The organism is Deinococcus sp. Leaf326 (assembly GCF_001424185.1).
Classification (GTDB): Bacteria; Deinococcota; Deinococci; order Deinococcales; family Deinococcaceae; genus Deinococcus.
Map to the genome: position 1 here is coordinate 405427 of NZ_LMOM01000065.1, position 17553 is coordinate 422979.

Sequence of the window (17553 nt, forward strand, 5' to 3'; positions counted from 1 at the left end):
CTTCCGGCGTTCTTGAGGTGAGCGTCAGGGAAAATGCAGGAAGCCGGGCGGTACCGCGCCGGTCAGCCATACGCCATTCTCGGAGACGTAGAACACGTGCCCGGCCGCGTGCATCGCCCCGGCCGCCACCGTCAGCACGACCGGCGGGCCGTGCCGCGCGCCCACCCGCCGCGCCGTCTCGCGGTCGGGCGAGAGGTGGACGTGGTGGCGCTGCATGGCCCGCAGGCCCTCCTCGCGGATCGCCGGCAACGCGCCGCCGTGCGTGCCGTGGTACAGCTCGGTGGGGGGCGCGGCAGGCATCAGCTCCAGGTCCACCGGCACGCTGTGACCCTGGTTGGCCCGGATGCGCGACTCCGTCAGCGCGAATCGCCGCTTGTCGCTGCCGGCCACCACCCGCTCGATCTGCTCCCGCGTGACGCCCAGGTGCGCGAGCACAGGCGCGAGGGGCACCCAGCCGCCCGGCTCCAGCGCCAGGCCCGCCTCGTGCGGCGCGTGTCTCAGCAGGTACGAGAGCCGGTGCGAGAGGGCCTTGTCGGTCATGGGGTCAGTGTGCGCCCCAGACCGCGGCGAGCACATCGGCCAGCTGGCCTGCCGGGTGCCCCGGCCGGGGTTACAGCCGCCGCTCCAGGTAGTCGGCCAGGAGGCGGTAGCTACGGATGCGGCCCTCCACGTCGGCCGAGCCGTGGCCCTCATCGCCGAACTCGGCGTACTCGAACTCCTCGCCCTCACGTCTGCCCAGGGCGATCAGGGCGTCGCGGAAGCCGCGCGCCTGGTTCACCGGGCAGCGGGGGTCGTTCGCGCCGTGCATCATGAACATGTGGGCCCTGAGCTGATGGGCGTGCGTCAGGGCGCTGCGGTCGCGCCACAGCTCGGCGTCCCCCACCGGGTCGCCCATCATCGAGCGGAAGTAGTGGGCGAGCTGCGGCATATCACGGCTGTTGTCGGCGTGCAGGGCGTGTAGATCGCTGATCCCGACGATGGGCACGCTCACCCGGAACAGCTCTGGGTACTTCACGGGCGCGAGGTAGCTGAGATAGCCGCCGTAGCTGCCGCCGAACACCCCCAGACGCGCCGGGTCCACCCCCGGCAGGGTCTTCAGGTACTCGGCCCCCGCCGCCACGTCCTGCAGGTCGCGCCCGCCCCAGTCGCGCAGGTTGGCGTCGCGCCACGCCGCGCCCGAGCCGGTGCTGCCGCGCACGTTGGGGCACAGCACGGCGTAGCCCCGGTTCACCAGAAACTGCGTGACCTCGTCGAAGCCCCGGAAGAACTGCCAGGTCGGGCCGCCGTGCACATGCACGAGGGCAGGCACCTGCGCGCCGGGCGGCGTGTTCCGGGGCCGGTAGAGGAGCGCGGGCACCCGCAGCCCGTCGGTGGTGGGGTAGTGGACATACTCGGCCTCCACGAACACGCCGGGGTCGATGGACCCGTATTCGGCGGGCAGCAGTACCTCGGCGGTATCGGTGCGCAGGTCGTAGAGCAGCACGTCGGCGCGCGCCGCGCCCGTCGAGCGGCTCAGCAGCAGATGGGTACCGCCGAGCGCGAACTGCGCCCCGTGCGAGACGCCGGGCGCCAGCCGCAGCTCACGCGCCCCGCCGTCCTCCGCACCTTCCCCGAGACCGTACAGCACGGGGGTCAGGGTGCTGTCCACGTTGCGGATCACGGCCAGCCAGCGGCCGTCGGGCGAAAACTCCAGGGCCTGTTCCTCGTAGGCGGCGTCCTCGGGCGTGAGCCAGCGCATGTCGCCCGTGTCCACGTTCAGAATGCCGGCCCGGTCGTAGCCTGCCGCGTCGCTGGTCACGGCCACCCGCGCGCCGTCGGGATGCCAGTGGGTCAGGGCGTCGCGGCTGCCCTCCCGCACCCGCAGCACGCGCCGCAGCCCGCTGCCATCAGTATTCACCACGTAGCCGTCGAGGTTCTTGAGGTCGGCGCTCTCGTTGGCGCTCAGGAGAATGCGCGTGCCGTCGGGGCTGTAGCGCGGATCGTGCGCGCCCTGCTCGAAGGCGGTCAGGGCCGTCCAGGCCGCCTCACCCTGACGCGACAGGTCGTAGGCGTACACGTTCATCTGGCCGCCGCGCGTGCTGCTCACGAGAAGGGTCTGGCCGTCCGGGTGCGTGCCGTTCACGTAGTCCATGCTCTGCGGGGCGTGGTCCAGGGCACGCACGGCGCCCTGCCCGACCTCCAGCTCGAACAGCGCCTGCCGCTCGTCGCCGTCCTGATCGCGGCTGAAATACAGCGCGCGGTCGCCCCGGCCCCACACGAAGCCCGCGTTGGGCGAGCGGGAAACCTGCCCGTCCGACAGCCGCCGCACGTCCCGCGTGCGCAGGTCCAGGGCATACAACTCGAAGCGGCCGCTCGCGTTCCCGTAGAAGGCCGCCTGGTCTCCCCCGTGCGAGACGGTCAGCCCGAAGGTGAGCGGCAGGGCCACGAGGTCTTCGAGCCGAATCCGGCGGGCCGTCTTCTCGTCGGGGGTCATGGGCAGAGTGTAGGCGCGGCCCCCGCCCGCTGCGGCGGCAGATGCGCCCCTCCGCCATCTGGCTTAGCCGCCACCGGGAGCGCCGGCCCGCTTTGCCCCGCGCGCTACCCTGGCGCCATGACACAGACGGATATGCAGTGGCAGGCGCTTCTCGACCGCTGGCAGGAACTGGCCGACCTGGGCGGTATCGGCTCGCTGCTGGGCTGGGACCAGAGCACCTACCAGCCCCCGGCGGCCTCGGCGGGCCGCGCGCGGCAACAGGCATTGCTCGCCCGGCTGCGACACGGTCAGGCCACCGACGCGGCGTATGGCCGGCTGCTCGACGAGGCGGGGAGGCGCAGCGACCTCTCGCCCGAGCAGACGCGCATGCTGGCCGTGGCGCGCAAGAACTTCGAGGAGTCGACCCGGCTGCCCTCGGCGTTCGTCGCCGAACTGAGCGAGCACGGCGGCAACAGCTACAGCGCCTGGACCGAGGCCCGTCCCGCCAACGACTTCGCGCGGATGGTGCCCATCCTGGAAAAGACGCTGGACCTCAGTCTCCAGGCGGCGAGCTACTTTCCAGAGTACGGCGGAGCGCTCGACTACTTCATCGACCAGTCCGACGAAGGCATGACGGCCGCGCAGGTGGACGAGGTCTTCTCGGCCCTGCGCGCCGCCCTGGTCCCGCTGGCCGACGCGGCGGCGCAGGCCCGCGCTCCGCGCACCGACTTCCTGCACCGGCACTATCCCCAGGCGGCGCAACTCGCCTTCGGGGAGGCGGTGATCCGCGACTACGGCTACGACTTCACGGCCGGGCGCCAGGACCTCACGCACCACCCGTTCATGACGCGTCTGGGTGGGCACGACGTGCGCATCACGACCCGCGTGCGCGAGGACGACCCGGGCGACGCGCTGTACTCGACGCTGCACGAGTCGGGCCACGCGATGTACGAGCAGGGCGTGGCCGCGCGCTTTCTGGGTACGCCCCTGGGCGGCGGCGTGAGCGCCGGGGTCCACGAGAGCCAGTCGCGGCTGTGGGAAAACCTCGTGGGCCGGTCGCGCGCCTTCTGGGCGGCGTACTTCGGCAAGTTCCGCGACATCTTCCCCGAGCAGCTCGCGGACGTGACCGAGGACGAGATGTACCGCGCGAGCAACGTGGTCGCCCGCAGCCTGATCCGCACCGACGCCGACGAGCTGACCTACAACCTGCACGTGATTACCCGCTACGAGCTGGAGCGTGAGCTGCTGGCCGGGCGCCTCGCCGTGCGCGACCTGCCGGGCGCCTGGCACGCCGCCTACGAGGGCAACCTGGGCCTGCGCGCCCCCGACGACCGCGACGGCGTATTGCAGGACGTGCACTGGTACTTCGGGCAGATCGGCGGAGCGTTCCAGGGCTACACCATCGGCAACGTCCTGAGCGCCCAGTTCTACGCCGCCGCCGAGGCCGCCAACCCCGGCCTGGAGAGCGACATCGCCCGCGCCGACTTCGGCCGCCTGCACGGCTGGCTGCGCGAGAACGTCTACGCCCCCGGCGGCCTCTACACCCCCACGGACCTGATTCAGCGCGCGACCGGCCATCCCATGACCGTCGAGCCGTACCTGAAGTACCTGCACGAGAAGTACACCGAGCTGTACGGGCTGTAAGGAGAGGGGCGTGGGAAGTGGGATGTAGGGAAGGGAGTAGAGAGTCCCCTGCCCAGCACCTCCGGGGAAGGAGCGAGAGCAGTCCCAACACCCCACTGGCCAACACCCACGAAGGCCGTCGTGCGCGCAGCGTGCGGGCCCTTCCAAGCGGGTGGGGCTGGCCCCGAACAGAGCCGTCACGCCGCAGGGAAGGGCGGCTCCAGCAACTAAAGGAACGCCTCTTGCCCAGTGCAACGTAAAGCTCCCCCCTCCTACCGGGCGGGGGGCTGGAGGGGAGGGCAAGTAGGACCCAAAAGCCTTCCACCCCAGAGACGCCTCCAACTGCGCCTCAGCGCCGCCCGACCCCCGCCCCGAGCGTCAGCGGCTGGTCAAGCTTCAGCCACAGGAACTCGCTGACGTCCTTGACCGCTGCCCCACGCCCCCCCGTCGCCGGGTAGTTGTTGTCGTTGGCGACCAGAATCGTGTTGGCATCCAGCACGATCACGTTCTCGATGGTCACGTAGGGAAAGGTGAACTTGCCCGCGACCGTGCTGGGCGCGAGGCCCTGCGGGTCCTGCACGTTCATCAGGTCGGCGACCAGCGTCTTTTTCAGCGTGCCGTCGGCGCTCTTCTCGCGCAGGCTAATGCTGTAGACCCGCTTGAACCGCGCCGCCGCGCCGCTGCCGTTGTCGCGCTCCAGCACGAGCAGGGTATCCGCGTTCACCGGGGTCAGGTCGCCGATGGCGTTGCCCGAATCTTCCAGCAGGTAGCGGCCGGCCAGCGCCCACTGGCGGGTGTTCAGGTTGACGGCGTGCAGGCGCAGTTGCCCCGGCAGGTCGCCCGTCACGGTCTTTTCCAGCAGGGCGTAGGCGGTGGCGCCGTCCACCCCCAGCGTCAGGCCTTCAAAGCCGCCACTGCTGCCGATGTTGGCCGCGTTCGCCGCGCCGGTCGAGAAGGCGGGGTTCTGCGGACTGCGCACCTGCGGAGCCGTGTACTCGGCGGCCACCTTCGCCCCCGTCGCCGGAAAGTCGGTGAACAGGCCGTCCACCCCGGCGCGCAGGAACTGGCGCATCTCGGCCTCGGGGTCGTTCCGGTAGGCGGGCAGCAGATAGGTGGGCTCGCTCCGCATCGTCCAGGCGTGGACGAGCAGGCCGGCGGCGTGGGCACGCGGCACGAAATCGGTCGTCTGGGCCTTGTCATCCACGATCCAGCGCTTGTAGGCCCCCACGCCGTCGGCGTAGGTGGCGATGTCGCGCAGGGCGGCGTCGGTGGTCAGGGCGCCGTACTTGCGCGTGTCCCCCTTCGCCGTCCAGTCGTAGGGAGCTTCGTCGGGGCTGCTCACCAGTTGCACCAGCGGCACTTTCAGGCCCGCTTTCGGCAGGATGTTGGCCTTCAGGTCGCGCAGGTTGGCGGTCTCGAAGGACTGGATGAACACGCGCGCGGGGTCGGTGAAGCCCTCTTTTTTCAGCGTGTCCACGAGCAGTTGCGACACGTTGCGCCCCGCCACCTGCGTCATGTAGGTCGGGTGCTTGGTCTCGGGGTAGATACCGACCTTGCGCCCAGTCCGCGTCTCCACGTCCTTGACGAGCGCGATCACCTCGGCCAGGGTGGGCACCTCGAACTGGCCGTCGTAGGCGCGGCCCCGCAGCGCGGGCAGGCGCTCGACGGCGCGCAGGGTCTTGAGTTCGGCCAGCGTGAAGTCCTCGGCGAAGTAGCCGCGCACGTCCACGCCGTCGAGGTTCTTGGTGGTCAGGCGGGAGGCGAACTCGGGGCGGGAGGCCACGTCCACCGTCGCCTCGGTCACCTTGCCGGCCGCGTCCACCACCGCGATCACAGGTTCGTGGCGGGCCACCAGCACGCCGTCCTTCGTAACCACGAGGTCGGGTTCGATGAAGTCGGCGCCGCCCTCGATGGCGACCCGGTACGACTCCAGCGTGTGCTCGGGGCGCGTGCCGCTGCTGCCCCGGTGTCCCACCACGACCGGCGCCTGACCACGCAGCGTGGGCAGCCCCGCCAGATTGGGCGTCGGGAGGGGCGCGTCGAGCAATCGGCCGTCCGCGCTGAAGTGCAACAGATACGGCCCGAACTCGTCGCCCACCCAGACCGTGCCGTCTGGCGCGAAGAAAAAGCCCTCGGGGTCGAAGTCGGCGCCGGTCAGCAGGCGCTCGGGACTGGCCTCGTTAATGATCGGCCACGTCACCTTGCGGTCGGGGTCGCGCAGCGAGATGAAGTTGCCGACCTCGGCGCGGCCCGTGCCAGTCGGCGCGGTTTTGGGCGTCAGGCTCAGACGGTTCAGGCGCAGCAGGGAGTCGGCGCTGTTGTTCTTGGCCCCGAAGCCGTTGTCGCTCAGGAACCAGTAACTGCCCTGCGGCCCGAACTGTACCCCCGAAAAGCCCTGCACCGGCTGGCTGGGAAAACGGGCCTCGCCGCGCAGGCCGTTGTTGTAGGCCCCACTGGCCGGGCCAACTGTGAAGGTATCGGCGGGCAGTTCGGCGTAGCCCACCAGCGTCACGGCCTGGGCACTCCCCAGCGCGAGCGAGAGCAGCAGCGTCAGGCGACCCAGGGCGCCGTATTTGGAACGGTTCGACATATGAAAAAGATGAGCCGCGCACGTCAGCGGGGCGTGCGCGGCAGGTCAGGGGGGGGTCAGGCTGACCGGGGGTCTATTTGTCCTCCGTCAGCGCGAAGCCCTTGCTGAACTGCTCCTGGAGCAGCGTGAAGACCAGCAGCGGCGGCAGCATGGTCACAATGGCCCCGGCCATCACCGCGCCCCAGTCGGTCTGGCCGCCCACCTCGATCAGGCGGCGCAGCCCCACCTGCACGACCTGGCGGTCGTCGTGCTGCATGATCACCAGCGGCCAGAGGTACTGGTCCCAGCCGTACACGAACTGGATGACGGCCAGCGCGCCCACCGTGTTCAGGCTCATGGGCACCAGAATGTGCGTCAAGAAGCGCAGCGGCCCGCAGCCATCGATACGCGCGGCGTCGGCCAGGCTCACGGGGATGTTCATGAAGTGCTGCCGGAAGAGAAAGGTGCCGGTCGCGCTCGCCAGAAACGGCACGATGATCGCCGCGTAGGTGTCGGCCCAGCGCAGGTCGCGGCTGACCACGTCGAACAGCGCCACGATCAATACCTCGGTGGGCAGCATCAGGGAGAGCAGCACGAGCACGAAAGCCGCCCCCCGCAGCGGAAAGCGGAAGTACACGAAGGCCAGCGCGGCGAGCAGGGCCAGCGCCGTCTTGCCGACCGTCACGCTCAGGGCCACCACGAGGCTGTTGAGCATGTAGCGCCCTAGGTGCGCGCCGGCCCACACACTGCCCAGATTCTCGAAGAAGGCCCCACCCGGCAGCAACCTCGCGCTCGTCACGTCCGAGGAGGTCTGCGTGGCCTTGAGCAGGGCGAAGATCAGCGGGGCGCTGATGAGCAGTACAGCCACGCTCAGCGCGAGGTGCGCGGCCCAGTCGTGGCGGCGACGGGGGGAAGCGGGGCGGCCCACAGGTCTAATTCCCATAATGCACCCGCCTCTCGCCCAGCCGGAACTGGACCCAGGTCACGAAGGCCACAAGCGCCAGCAGCAGCACGGCCTGCGCGGCGGCGGCCCCGGTCCTGAAGTTCACGAAACCGTCCTGGTAGAGCTGGTAGACCAGAAAGGTCGTCGCGCCCGCGTGCCCGGTGTACGGCCCCCCGCGCGTGAGGATGTCAGTCAGCGCGAACGAGTCGAACAGGGCCGCGACGATGTTGGCGAACACCAGGAAGAACGTGACCGGCGTGAGCAGTGGCCACGCCACCCGCCAGAACACCTGTGCGGGCGAGGCGCCGTCGATCTCGGCGGCTTCCATCACGTCGCCCGGCAGGTTCTGGATGGCGGCGAGGTAGAAGACGATGTTGTACGCCAGTCCCTTCCAGACCGCTGCCAGCGTGACCAGCCCGAAGGCCAGCACCGGGGTGTCGAGCCAGCGCGGCTTGATGCCGAAGGCGGCCTCCAGCAGCGTGTTCACCACACCGACCTCGGGGTTGAACAGAAAGAGCCACAGGGTCCCCGCGATGGCCGGACTCAGGGCGTAGGGGTAGATGAGCAGCAGGCGGTAGACCTTCGCACCGCGCAGGGGCCGGCTGGCGAGCCACGACAGCGACAGTGACAGCAGCAGCCCCAGCCCCACCGACAGTGCGGTGAACAGCAGCGTTTGAGCGGCGACCTGCAGGTAGGCCGGACTCTGGAGCAGCGACGTGAAGTTCTCCAGACCGACGAACTGCCGCGTGCCCAGGATCACGTTGGCGCGGTAGGCCGCGAGGTTCAGGGTGCGCAGCGCGGGCAGGTAGATGAACACCGCCAGAACGAGCATGGTGGGGGCCAGCAGCAGCCAGGGCAGCGCCGCTCCCCGGAACACGGCGCGCTCGTCGGCGGCGGGGGCAGCAGCAGCAGCGCGGGCCTGTGTTCGGCGCGCGGCGCGTTCGGAATGCAGGACGGACATGGGCCTCCGGAAAAAGGGAAGGTGGCCCGCCGCCGTGTCTCGGGAGCGGGCCAGCAGAGAAGAGGGTGTGTTGAGGACGTCGCCGCTTCCAGTGCGAGAGTCCGGGAGGGCACCGGAACTCTCCGTTCCTGCGGCGCCGTCCTTTCTTCGAGACTCGCCCCGCCCGGTTGATTTGGCGACCGACGACGATTTCTTTACTTGAAGTTCGCGCCGTAGTCGCTCAGGGCGGCGTCCACCCGCGTTTTCGTCTCGGCCTGGGCAGCGGCGACGCTCTGGTTTCCCATGACTTTCTGCAACCCTTCTTCGATGATGGTGCGGGTCTGGATGGCCGCGCCGTTCAGGCCGCCCGCCGTCGCGGGGCTGGGCACCGTGTTCAGCAGCTGGTTGAAGGCCACGAGTTGCAGCGGCGTCTGGCTGAACCAGCCCTGCTTGCGCAGCAGGTCCACACTGCTCTGGCGCACCGGGTAGTAGCCGGTCAGCTTGTGCCAGTCGGCCATGTTCCTGGTGTTCGTCATGTACAGGGCGAAGTCCAGCGCGGCCTTGGCCTGGGCCGGGCTCACGCCCTTGGTGATCCACAGGCTCGCCCCGCCGATGACCACGCCGTTGCGCTTGGCGCCGTCGGGGATGGGCAGCGCGCCCACGCCGAGCTTGAAGCCGGCCTTCCTGGCGGCGTCCTGCTGGTTGCCCAGGTCGGCGGTCGAGTTGATGGTGAACACGGCCTTCTGGCCCGAGAAGATCGCGTTGGTGCCGTCGGTGTCGGCCAGCTTGCCGGTGTAGGTCTCGAACCCGCCGGTCTGCATATCCTTGTAGAACTGGAAGATCTTGCGGGCGGCGGCGCTGTCGAGGTTGCTCGCGGTGGCCCGGCTCTGGCGCCCGTTGCCGCCGTTCACCAGCAGGGCGCCCTGCTCAGCCATCCACTGCTCGAACAGCCAGCCGTAGACGGGCAGCGCCGCGCAGGTCACGTTCAGGTTGGCCGCCTTGATCTTCTCGCAGGCCTTGAGCATTCCGCTGAAGGTCGTGGGCGGGGTCTTGGGGTTCAGGCCCGCCTTCTGCATGAGATCGGCGTTGAAGTACAGCACCGGGCTGGAGCTGTTGAACGGCAGGCTGTTCACCTTGCCCCCGATGGTGTAGTAGTTGATGACGGGTCTCAGGTAGTCGCTGAAATCCACGTTGCTGACGCCACCCACCGGCTGAAACATGCCGCTGTCGAGGGCGAGCTGGCTGCCGACCTCGAAGATCTGGACGAGGGCCGGGGCCTTGCCCTGACGCGCGGCGAGGATGGTCGCCTGGAGACTGTCGTTGTAGCTGCCCTTGTAGCTCGGCATGATCTTCACGCCGGGGTGGGTCTTGTTGTATTCGTCGGCGCGGGCCTGAATCCAGCCGCCGCGCTTGGCGTCCCCGAAGGAGTGCCAGAAATCCACCGTGGTCTGTGCGGCGGCGTTCTGGGCGACCAGACCCGCCAGCGTGAGCGTCAGCATGAGCTTTTTCACGCCCCGGAGCTTAGGAAGTCTTCATCATCCGGCCATCAGCGGCGGGTCATCGGGAGGTCAGAGGAGCAGGACCGCACGGTTCTTGCGGCCCCTCCCAGGGTCAGCGCGCGGTCAGCAGGGTGCCGGGCAGGTCACCGATCAGGGCGTCCACCCCCAGGGCCGTCAGGCGCGCCACGTCGGCGGCCTCGTTCACCGTCCAAGTGTTCACGCGCCAGCCGCCGCGCCGGGCCTGCACCATCAGGGCGGGGTCCACCAGCATGTGGTGGGGGTGCAGCGCTGCCGCACCCACCCAGCGCATCGCCAGGGGCACGGCGTCCAGCGACCCCGTGCGGTACGCGCGGTGGATGAGCAGCCCGCGCTCGATATCGGGGGCCAGCCCGCGCGCGGCGCGCAGCAGCAGCGGGTTGAAACTGCTCAGGATCACGCGCCGGGCCAGGCCGTGCGCGCGCACCGAGTCGAGGGTGCGGCCCACCCGGTCGTCGGGGCGGGCCGCCTCGTACTTGAGTTCCACGTTCACGTAGGCGCCCGTATCGGCGGCCCAGGCCAGAGCGTCGTCCAAGGTGGGCACGGCGGCGGGCAACTCTGCCCGCATCAACTCCGGCAGGGCACGGCCGCCTTGCAGGGCCGGGTCGTGGTGGATGACCAGTGTGCCGTCGGCCAGCCGGCGCACGTCGAGTTCCACGCCGTCAAGGCCCGCGTCGAGGGCCGCCTGGAATCCGGCGAGGGTGTTTTCCGGGTGGACGCGGGGCGAACCCCGGTGGCCGAGCAGGAGGGGCTGGGGCTGGGCAGAGCAGGGCAGCGACATGCTCCCAGGCTAAGGGCCGCACGTCAGCGCCGGGTCCGAGTCGGTGAAATCTAGAGCCTGCCCGCGCCCGGTATCCCTACGCCTTCCCCGGTCCACGCTCTACCCTGTCGGCATGACTTCCCCGGTTGAACGTATGCGCGGCGCGCTCGCCGCCACGGACCTTGACGGCTGGCTCATCTACGACTTCCAGGGCCTCAACCCCCATGCCCGGCGCGTGCTGGACATTCCGCAGGGCGTGTTCCTGACCCGGCGCTTTTTCGTGTATGTGCCGCGTGAGGGCCGCGCGACCGTGCTGCACAACCACATCGAGGGCGGCAACTGGCGGCGCGTCACGCAGGGCTGGGACGCCGAACTGCGGCCGTTCGGCTCGCACGACGAGCTCGACGCCGAACTGCGCGCCCTTGTCGCGGGGCGGCGCCTGGCGATGGAGTACAGCCCGCAGGGGGCCGTGCCCTACGTGAGCCGCGTAGACGCCGGCACGCTGGAGCGGGTGCGCGCCGCCGGGGCGGCCGAAGTCGCCAGCAGCGCCGACCTGCTCCAGTCGTTCCTGGTGTGGTCCCCCGAGGACCTCGCCGCGCACCGCCGCGCCGCCGCCGTCCTGATGGCCGCCAAGGACGAGGCCTTTGAACTCGTCCACGACCGCCTGAAGGCCGCGCAGCCCGTGACCGAACTGGAGGTGCAGGCCGTCATCATGCGGCGCATCGAGGAAGCGGGGATGGAGGCGGGGCATGACGTGAACGTCAGCTTCGGGGTGAACGCTGCCGACAGCCACTATGAGCCGAGCGAGACCCAGAACGCGGTGCTGGAAGCGGGGCAGTGCGTGTTGATCGACCTATGGGCGCAGGAACCGGGCCGCCCCTTCGCCGACGTGACCTGGGTGGCGCACGCGGGCGAGCCGGGCGCCGAGTATCTGGACGCCTGGGCGGCGGTGAGGCGGGCGCGCGACGCGGCCCTCTCGCGCCTGCAGGAGCGCCACGCGGCCACCGGCTGGGGCGAGGTACAGGGCTGGGAACTCGACCGCGCCTCGCGGGACGCGATGGGCGACACCTGGTCGCCGTATTTCCTGCACCGCACCGGCCACGACCTCGGCGTGCAGATCCACGGCGCGGGGGCCAACCTTGACGACTACGAGACCCGCGACACCCGCACCCTCACGCCGGGCCTGTGCGTGACCATCGAACCGGGCACCTACCCGGCGGCGCGGGGCTTCGGGCTGCGTACCGAAATCGACGTGTACCTCGCGCCCGCCGGCCCCGAGGTGACCACCGACCTCCAGCATGCCCCCTTCGTTCTCGGGGCGGGCGCTTGGGCGGCCGTGCGTGCGGCCGGGTACGGCGAGAGCTGAAGCGGGCAGCGGAGCCGCCCGGCACCCCGCCCAACTGACAAGAAACCTTGAAACGCTCCTGCGGGTAGCCCTGGGGGGCGGCGCGTAGCGTGAGGCATGGCCTCCACCCTCCTGCCGTTCCGCCCCACCTCTGCCCAGCAGGCCCAGAAGCGGGCCACGCAACTGGCCTCGGCGCTGCCGCGCCCGCTGGACCTGACGGTGGCGTCCAACCGCTACGCCGCCGCCGGGCTGGCGGTCGGCGCCTTGGCGCCCCTGCTGCTGGGCCGGGGCTGGAAGGCTGCGCTGGGTACCGGCGTGGCGGGCTTCTCGGCCTGGGCGACCGCCCGTGAACTCGACCCCGACCACCCGCAGACGGCGGCGGTCGCCCTGCCGGTCGCGGCGGTGGCGGCGCTGCTGGGCGGCGTCCCCAACCTGCTGGGCAGCCTGACGGCCGTGAGCAGCCTACGGGTCCTGTCGGCCACGGTGGGCCACCGCCCCTCACAGAGCGACCTGCTGGCCCTGGGGGCCCAGGCCGCCCTGTCGGCCTTCGCAGGCCAGCGCGCCGCCGCCCTGTTGCCGGGGGCCGCGCTGTCGCTGGCCGCCGACGCGGGCGACCGGTTCGCGCCGTTCCCGGAAGCCGCCCTGTACGGCGTGGCTGCCGGGGTCCTGCCCCCGACCCTGCACCGCCCGGAGAAGGCCGGCACGGAGAACGGCAAGGACGGCGACGGCCACAAGAAGGCCGGCAACCGCGGCGTCCTGACCGACCTGCTGAGTCTCGCCGCCCTGGGCCTGAGCCAGAGCCTCGCCGCGCCCGAGGCGGTGAGCAGTGGCTGCGACCTCGTGCCCACACGCGTCTCGGCCAACCGGGTACAGAGGTCGCGCCAGCTCGCCCTGGGAACGCTGGGGCTGGGCCTGCTGCTGCGCGAGAGCCGGGGGCTGGCGCCGCTGGCCGCCGCCACGCTCGCCGTCGGCCTGCGCCGCAGCGGCGTGCTGAACGCGGCGGCGCCGGACCGCCGGGACTAGGAAATCCGCCAACGCAGGCCCGGCCAGTCCTTTGGACCTTGCCCGCACCTTTAAGCCTTGCTGAAGCCTGGACCGGCCGGCCCCGCCCTGCCCCCCCCGCCGGCCCGCTAGGCTGGGCGTATGGCGAACCTCGGCTCCTCCACGGTCATGCTCACGGGTGCGGGCGGCGCGCTCGCCACCGCGATAGCGCAGGAACTCGACGACGCGGGCGCGCAGATCGTCCTCGTCGGACGCGGTGAGGCGCTGGCACGCGCTGCCGACCGCGTTCCGGCCACCGAAGTGATCGACGTGGACCTCACCGACCCCGCCAGCGTCGAGCTGCTCCGCAAGGTCAAGGTAGACACCCTCGTCCATACGGTCGGCGCCTACACGGCGCAGGACGCCCAGAAGGCCACGGGCGACGACTACCGCACCATGTTCGACGAGAACATGCTCACCCTGTTCCACGCGGTCCAGGGCGTGCTGCCCAGCATGCTCCGGCAGAAGGACGGCCTCATCCTGGGAGTCAGCGCCGGGCAGGCCGCGCAGCGCAGCGGCCCCAAGGCGGCGCTGTACACCGCCAGCAAGGCCGCTGTCTCGGCCTATGTCCTGAGCCTGCACGAGGAGCTCAAGGGCCGGGGCGTGCGCGGCTGCGTGCTGTACCCGATGGGCTCCATCGACACGCCCGAAAACCGCGAGGAGGGGGTCAAGTGGGAGGCCATGATCGACCCGCGCGGCCTGGCCAAGAGCGTGGCGCACGCCCTCTCACGCCCTGACCGGGCGCACGTCACCGAGATGAAGGTCTACCCCGACGAGATGGAGTGACGGGCCGGGCAGCCTGACTCCTGACTGGAGTCAGGCTGCCTACCCCCCATGCCTACTGGCGTTCTCCCCAGCCGACCCGCACCAGCTCAAGCAGACCGCCCGAATACCCGTCGTCCAGGCGGGGCCATTCGGGCGGGAAGGGCTGGGTGCGGGTCACGTCATTGGGCACTGTGACTACCGGCATTCCGGCCGCGACCGCCGACGTGGCGCCGTTCAGGCTGTCCTCGACCGCGAGGCACTCGCCGGGCTTCAGGCCCAGACGCGCGGCAGCTAGGGCGTACAGCTCCGGGTCGGGCTTGACCTGCGCCACGTCGTCACGGGTCGCCGTCACCTCGAACAGCTCCAGCATGGCGTGCTGCGAGAGCCACCGCGTGACCCAGTCGCGCCCGCTGCTCGTCGCCAGGGCGAGGCGCAGCCCGGCGGCGCGCGCGCCTTCCAGCACCGCCCGCACGCCGGGGCGCACGTCCTGCCCCTCGATATCGGCCAGGATGCGGCCATGCAGCGCCTCGTGCACTGCCGCGCGGTCGGCCTGCACCGCCTCGGGCAGCCCGGCCCAGGGATCGAAGGCGCCCCAGGTGCCGATGCCGCGCTGCCAGTCGCGCAGGTTCAGCTCGCGGCCATGCGCGCGGTACAGCTCCTGCCAGTGCCAGAATTCGCGGGTTTCGGTGTCCAGGATGGTGCCGTCGAAATCGAAGACGAGGGCCTTGAGGCCGGCGGGCAGCGTGAGCGATGCAGGAGCAGGATCAGGACCGGTCATGACGGGCAGTGTAGGAGCCGGGACGTCAGCGGGGCGCCCAGGAGCCTGACCGAATCTTGAGGCTCGTCTCCACCTTCTCTTTCGGGGGACGCCCGGAGCGCGCCGGACAGGTACTCTGCGGGGTATGGCGCAATGGGTACAGAACCTGATGGACAGCATGGGCTACCTGGGCATCTTGCTGCTGATGATCCTGGAGAACATCTTTCCACCGATTCCCAGCGAGCTGATCATGCCTTCGGCGGGCTTCGCGGCCTCGCGCGGCGACCTCAACATCTTCCTGGTGGTGCTGATGGGCACCCTAGGCAGCGTGATCGGCACCCTGCCGCTGTACTACGTCGGGCGGGCCTTCGGTGAGGAGCGGCTGATCGCCTGGGCCGACAAATACGGCAAGTGGCTCACCCTCTCGGGCAGGGACATCAAGAAGGCCGACGACTGGTTCGACCGCCACGGTACGGGCGCGGTGCTGTTCGGGCGTATGGTGCCGGGCATCCGCAGCCTGCTCAGCCTCCCGGCCGGCATGAGCGAGATGCCGCTGCCCAAGTTCCTGATCTACAGCGCCATCGGCTCGGCGCTGTGGGCCTCGGTTCTGGCCGGTGCGGGCTACGTGCTGGGCGAAAACTACGACCGCGTCGAGCAGTACGTCGGTCCCGCTTCCAAGGTCATCCTGGTCGTACTCGTCGTCGCTGCCGTGGTGTGGTTCGTGCGCCGTAAGCGCAGCCAGGCCGCGCAGGGCGGCAGCGGGGCCTGAGCAGGCCAGCGGCTGCGCGTGGGCAGCGAGGCACAATAGCCGCATGACCTTTCCGCCGCTGCCCCACATTCCCGACGAGATCCGCACCGCGCGGCTGTGGCTGCGGCGCCCCGAGGAGGCCGACGCCGCAGCGCTGATGGCCGCGCGTGACCCCTCGCTGCCCGAACTACGGCGCTGGATGGTGTGGGCACAGTCGCCGCAGGACCTGGAAGCCACCCGCCAGAACCTGCGGGCAGCGGCGGCAGCCTTCGCGTCGCGTGAGGGCCTGCGCTACCACGTCTGGAACGAGGCCGGCACCGAGATCGTGGGCAGCAGCGGCTATCACGCCCTCGACTGGCGCGTGCCCAAGGGCGAGATCGGCTACTGGATCGCCACCCCCCATACGGGACAGGGCTACGCCCGCGAGGTGACGGCCGCCCTGACCGAAGTCGGCCTAGAGAAACTGCACTTCCGGCGTCTGGAAATCCGCTGCGACGCGGCCAATGAGCGCAGCGCCCGAATTCCCGCTGCGCTGGGTTATACCTTCGACGCCCGGCTGGTGAACGACGCCGTGGCGGCCGACCACCCCCTGCAACTGCGCGACACCCTGGTCTTCAGCCGGGTGCGTTGATAGCGGTGGGGCGGCCGAAGACAGGCCCCCACTGTCCGGAGCGGCCGGGCCTCCCCGGACGCCGTTTCACTCACGGCACCAGCCGCGTGCCCGCCTCGCCCCGCGCCGCCGCCGCGAGCACCCCGGCCGTCATGCCGCTGGCGATGGTGGCGAAGGGCGCGCCGCGGTCCAGGGCTTCCAGGGCCGCGCGCACCTTCGGGATCATGCCGCCCACGATCCACCCTGCCGCAATACCTTCCTCGGCCTCGGCGCGCGTGAGCTGCGGGGCGAGGCTCGTGGGGTCGGGGTAGGCGCGGTACACGCCGTCCACGTCCGTCAGGAAGATGACGCCCTCGCCCAGCGCGCCCGCGACCGCTCCGGCGGCGGTGTCGGCATTCACGTTCAGGACGCCGCCGGCCTCGTCCTGGGCCACGCTGCCGACCACCGGGGTCAGGCCCGCGCCCAGCAGCGCACGCAGCAGGTCCGCGTTCACCCCGGTCACGCGCCCCACCCGGCCCAGGTCCGGGTTCAGGACCTCGGCCCGCAGCAGGACGTCGTCGCGGCCGGTCAGACCGACCGCGCTCCCCAGGTCCTGCGCGATCTCCTTGCCCAGACGGGTCAGGGCCAGCTCGACCACGTCCATCGCCTCCGGGGTCGTGACCCGCAGGCCCCCCCGGAACTCGCTGACCACACCGCGCGCCGCGAGCTCACGCTCGATGACGGGGCCGCCGCCGTGAACCACGACCAGGGCGTGCTCGGTGCGCAGGGCCGCCAGCTCGGCCGCCACCGCGCGGCGCAGCTCCAGACTCTTCATGGCATTGCCGCCGTACTTCACGATCATGCCCGGAATTGTAGGGCGGCCTCTGGGGCCCGCGCCCGGATGTTCGGCCCAGGGTCTCAGCTCAGGACGGCGCTCAGGTCCCCGGCGGTGGCCTGCGGGTCTTCGGGACCGCGCAACGTCTTGGCGTACCACGTCATCGCGGGGCGGGCATCGAGGGCGAAGCGGTAGCCCAGGCGTTCCCAGAAGCGCGCGCCCCGCGGATTGTCGCCTAGCACGCTGGCCAGGACGCGGCGTGTGTCGGGGGGCAGCCGCGCCTCGAGCTCGCGCACGACCTGGGCGCCCCGGCCGGCGTTCTGCCACTCCTCGCAGATCATCAGGAGATTGATGGTCACGTCGCCGGGCTGCGGATAGTCGCGCTTGTAGTCGAGCAGGCCCACGAGGCGACCGCGTTCGTCGTGCAGCAGCTCCAGGTGCCGCCGCGGGTCGCTGAGCGCCGAGGCGATCTCGCCCTGCACCTCGCTGACGCTGGGCACCCGCGACCCGAGCAGCGCGAAATAGCCGGGCGTGGCTTCGTAGATGGTGTGTAGGATCGGCGCGTGGTGCAGCGCCATGGGCGTGACTTCCAAGATCGGTGTTCCTCCGTCCGGTGGGGTCTTGGCGCGGCAAGCGGGCGGCGCCGAAACA

At 70.6% G+C, this 17553-nt stretch carries 16 protein-coding genes; 6 read left to right on the top strand and 10 right to left on the bottom strand.

Annotated elements, in window-relative coordinates; translation table 11 throughout:
• Positions 1 to 24: 24 nt before the first annotated feature.
• Together ASF71_RS18860 and ASF71_RS18865 are read right to left on the bottom strand one after the other, a co-directional pair.
• On the bottom strand, positions 25 to 540 hold the full coding sequence (locus ASF71_RS18860) for an RNA 2'-phosphotransferase (RefSeq protein ID WP_056302879.1): 516 nt from the start codon (positions 538 to 540) through the stop codon (positions 25 to 27).
• Between the two features lie 70 nt (positions 541 to 610).
• A complete protein-coding gene (locus ASF71_RS18865; protein WP_056302882.1) occupies positions 611 to 2473 on the bottom strand; it encodes an alpha/beta fold hydrolase in 1863 nt (620 codons plus the stop codon).
• 117 nt (positions 2474 to 2590) lie between these two features.
• On the opposite strand from ASF71_RS18865, the gene ASF71_RS18870 reads away from it, so the two are divergent.
• Positions 2591 to 4096 (top strand): carboxypeptidase M32, encoded by a 1506-nt coding sequence (locus ASF71_RS18870; protein WP_056302884.1) that lies wholly within the window; start codon positions 2591 to 2593, stop codon positions 4094 to 4096.
• Between the two features lie 328 nt (positions 4097 to 4424).
• Here ASF71_RS18870 and ASF71_RS18875 read toward each other — a convergent pair whose 3' ends face one another.
• The 5 genes from ASF71_RS18875 to ASF71_RS18895 form a co-directional block, all read right to left on the bottom strand.
• Positions 4425 to 6665, bottom strand: coding sequence for an esterase-like activity of phytase family protein (locus ASF71_RS18875; protein WP_235514607.1), 2241 nt, complete (start codon positions 6663 to 6665; stop codon positions 4425 to 4427).
• Positions 6666 to 6738: 73 nt separating this feature from the next.
• Positions 6739 to 7587, bottom strand: a complete 849-nt coding sequence (locus tag ASF71_RS18880; protein ID WP_056302886.1) for a carbohydrate ABC transporter permease — start codon at positions 7585 to 7587, stop codon at positions 6739 to 6741.
• Positions 7577 to 8548 carry a carbohydrate ABC transporter permease gene (locus ASF71_RS18885; protein WP_056302889.1) on the bottom strand — a complete coding sequence of 324 codons (972 nt, stop codon included), beginning with the start codon at positions 8546 to 8548 and terminating at the stop codon, positions 7577 to 7579. The genes ASF71_RS18880 and ASF71_RS18885 overlap by 11 nt, the downstream gene beginning before the upstream one ends.
• A 194-nt stretch (positions 8549 to 8742) precedes the next feature.
• Positions 8743 to 10026, bottom strand: a complete 1284-nt coding sequence (locus ASF71_RS18890) for an ABC transporter substrate-binding protein (RefSeq protein WP_056302891.1) — start codon at positions 10024 to 10026, stop codon at positions 8743 to 8745.
• 112 nt (positions 10027 to 10138) lie between these two features.
• Positions 10139 to 10843: a glycerophosphodiester phosphodiesterase gene (locus ASF71_RS18895; protein ID WP_056302892.1), complete on the bottom strand. Its 705-nt coding sequence runs from the start codon at positions 10841 to 10843 to the stop codon at positions 10139 to 10141.
• 112 nt (positions 10844 to 10955) lie between these two features.
• Between ASF71_RS18895 and ASF71_RS18900 the strand changes: the two genes are divergently transcribed.
• From ASF71_RS18900 to ASF71_RS18910, 3 genes are all read left to right on the top strand, one after another.
• Positions 10956 to 12188: a Xaa-Pro peptidase family protein gene (locus ASF71_RS18900; RefSeq protein ID WP_056302894.1), complete on the top strand. Its 1233-nt coding sequence runs from the start codon at positions 10956 to 10958 to the stop codon at positions 12186 to 12188.
• Between the two features lie 96 nt (positions 12189 to 12284).
• Positions 12285 to 13190, top strand: coding sequence for a hypothetical protein (locus ASF71_RS18905; RefSeq protein ID WP_082506166.1), 906 nt, complete (start codon positions 12285 to 12287; stop codon positions 13188 to 13190).
• 120 nt (positions 13191 to 13310) lie between these two features.
• Positions 13311 to 13994, top strand: coding sequence for an SDR family oxidoreductase (locus ASF71_RS18910; protein ID WP_056302896.1), 684 nt, complete (start codon positions 13311 to 13313; stop codon positions 13992 to 13994).
• A gap of 52 nt (positions 13995 to 14046) precedes the next feature.
• Here the strand turns inward: ASF71_RS18910 and ASF71_RS18915 are convergent, their stop codons facing one another.
• Positions 14047 to 14751 carry an HAD family hydrolase gene (locus ASF71_RS18915; RefSeq protein WP_056302898.1) on the bottom strand — a complete coding sequence of 235 codons (705 nt, stop codon included), beginning with the start codon at positions 14749 to 14751 and terminating at the stop codon, positions 14047 to 14049.
• Between the two features lie 124 nt (positions 14752 to 14875).
• Here ASF71_RS18915 and ASF71_RS18920 point away from each other — a divergent pair, with 124 nt between their 5' ends.
• Complete coding sequence (locus ASF71_RS18920) at positions 14876 to 15499, top strand: DedA family protein (RefSeq protein WP_056302900.1); 624 nt, start codon at positions 14876 to 14878, stop codon at positions 15497 to 15499.
• A 43-nt stretch (positions 15500 to 15542) separates the two neighbouring features.
• Positions 15543 to 16109: a GNAT family N-acetyltransferase gene (locus ASF71_RS18925; protein ID WP_056302902.1), complete on the top strand. Its 567-nt coding sequence runs from the start codon at positions 15543 to 15545 to the stop codon at positions 16107 to 16109.
• 70 nt (positions 16110 to 16179) lie between these two features.
• Here ASF71_RS18925 and argB read toward each other — a convergent pair whose 3' ends face one another.
• Both argB and ASF71_RS18935 read right to left on the bottom strand, forming a co-directional pair.
• A complete protein-coding gene (gene argB, locus ASF71_RS18930) occupies positions 16180 to 16929 on the bottom strand; it encodes an acetylglutamate kinase (RefSeq protein WP_056302905.1) in 750 nt (249 codons plus the stop codon).
• A 56-nt stretch (positions 16930 to 16985) separates the two neighbouring features.
• Entirely contained in the window at positions 16986 to 17495 is a 510-nt protein-coding gene (locus ASF71_RS18935; protein WP_082506167.1) for a GNAT family N-acetyltransferase, read from the bottom strand.
• Positions 17496 to 17553: the final 58 nt, after the last annotated feature.

Coding starts and splice junctions, on each gene's coding strand:
- ASF71_RS18900 (WP_056302894.1), top strand. CDS start 10,956: ATGACTTCCCCGGTTGAACGTATGCGCGGCGCGCTCGCCGCCACGGAC.
- ASF71_RS18880 (WP_056302886.1), bottom strand. CDS start 7,587: ATGGGAATTAGACCTGTGGGCCGCCCCGCTTCCCCCCGTCGCCGCCAC.
- ASF71_RS18885 (WP_056302889.1), bottom strand. CDS start 8,548: ATGTCCGTCCTGCATTCCGAACGCGCCGCGCGCCGAACACAGGCCCGC.
- ASF71_RS18865 (WP_056302882.1), bottom strand. CDS start 2,473: ATGACCCCCGACGAGAAGACGGCCCGCCGGATTCGGCTCGAAGACCTC.
- ASF71_RS18925 (WP_056302902.1), top strand. CDS start 15,543: ATGACCTTTCCGCCGCTGCCCCACATTCCCGACGAGATCCGCACCGCG.
- ASF71_RS18920 (WP_056302900.1), top strand. CDS start 14,876: ATGGCGCAATGGGTACAGAACCTGATGGACAGCATGGGCTACCTGGGC.
- ASF71_RS18875 (WP_235514607.1), bottom strand. CDS start 6,665: ATGTCGAACCGTTCCAAATACGGCGCCCTGGGTCGCCTGACGCTGCTG.
- ASF71_RS18915 (WP_056302898.1), bottom strand. CDS start 14,751: ATGACCGGTCCTGATCCTGCTCCTGCATCGCTCACGCTGCCCGCCGGC.
- ASF71_RS18905 (WP_082506166.1), top strand. CDS start 12,285: ATGGCCTCCACCCTCCTGCCGTTCCGCCCCACCTCTGCCCAGCAGGCC.
- ASF71_RS18910 (WP_056302896.1), top strand. CDS start 13,311: ATGGCGAACCTCGGCTCCTCCACGGTCATGCTCACGGGTGCGGGCGGC.
- ASF71_RS18870 (WP_056302884.1), top strand. CDS start 2,591: ATGACACAGACGGATATGCAGTGGCAGGCGCTTCTCGACCGCTGGCAG.
- ASF71_RS18860 (WP_056302879.1), bottom strand. CDS start 540: ATGACCGACAAGGCCCTCTCGCACCGGCTCTCGTACCTGCTGAGACAC.
- argB (WP_056302905.1), bottom strand. CDS start 16,929: ATGATCGTGAAGTACGGCGGCAATGCCATGAAGAGTCTGGAGCTGCGC.
- ASF71_RS18895 (WP_056302892.1), bottom strand. CDS start 10,843: ATGTCGCTGCCCTGCTCTGCCCAGCCCCAGCCCCTCCTGCTCGGCCAC.
- ASF71_RS18890 (WP_056302891.1), bottom strand. CDS start 10,026: ATGCTGACGCTCACGCTGGCGGGTCTGGTCGCCCAGAACGCCGCCGCA.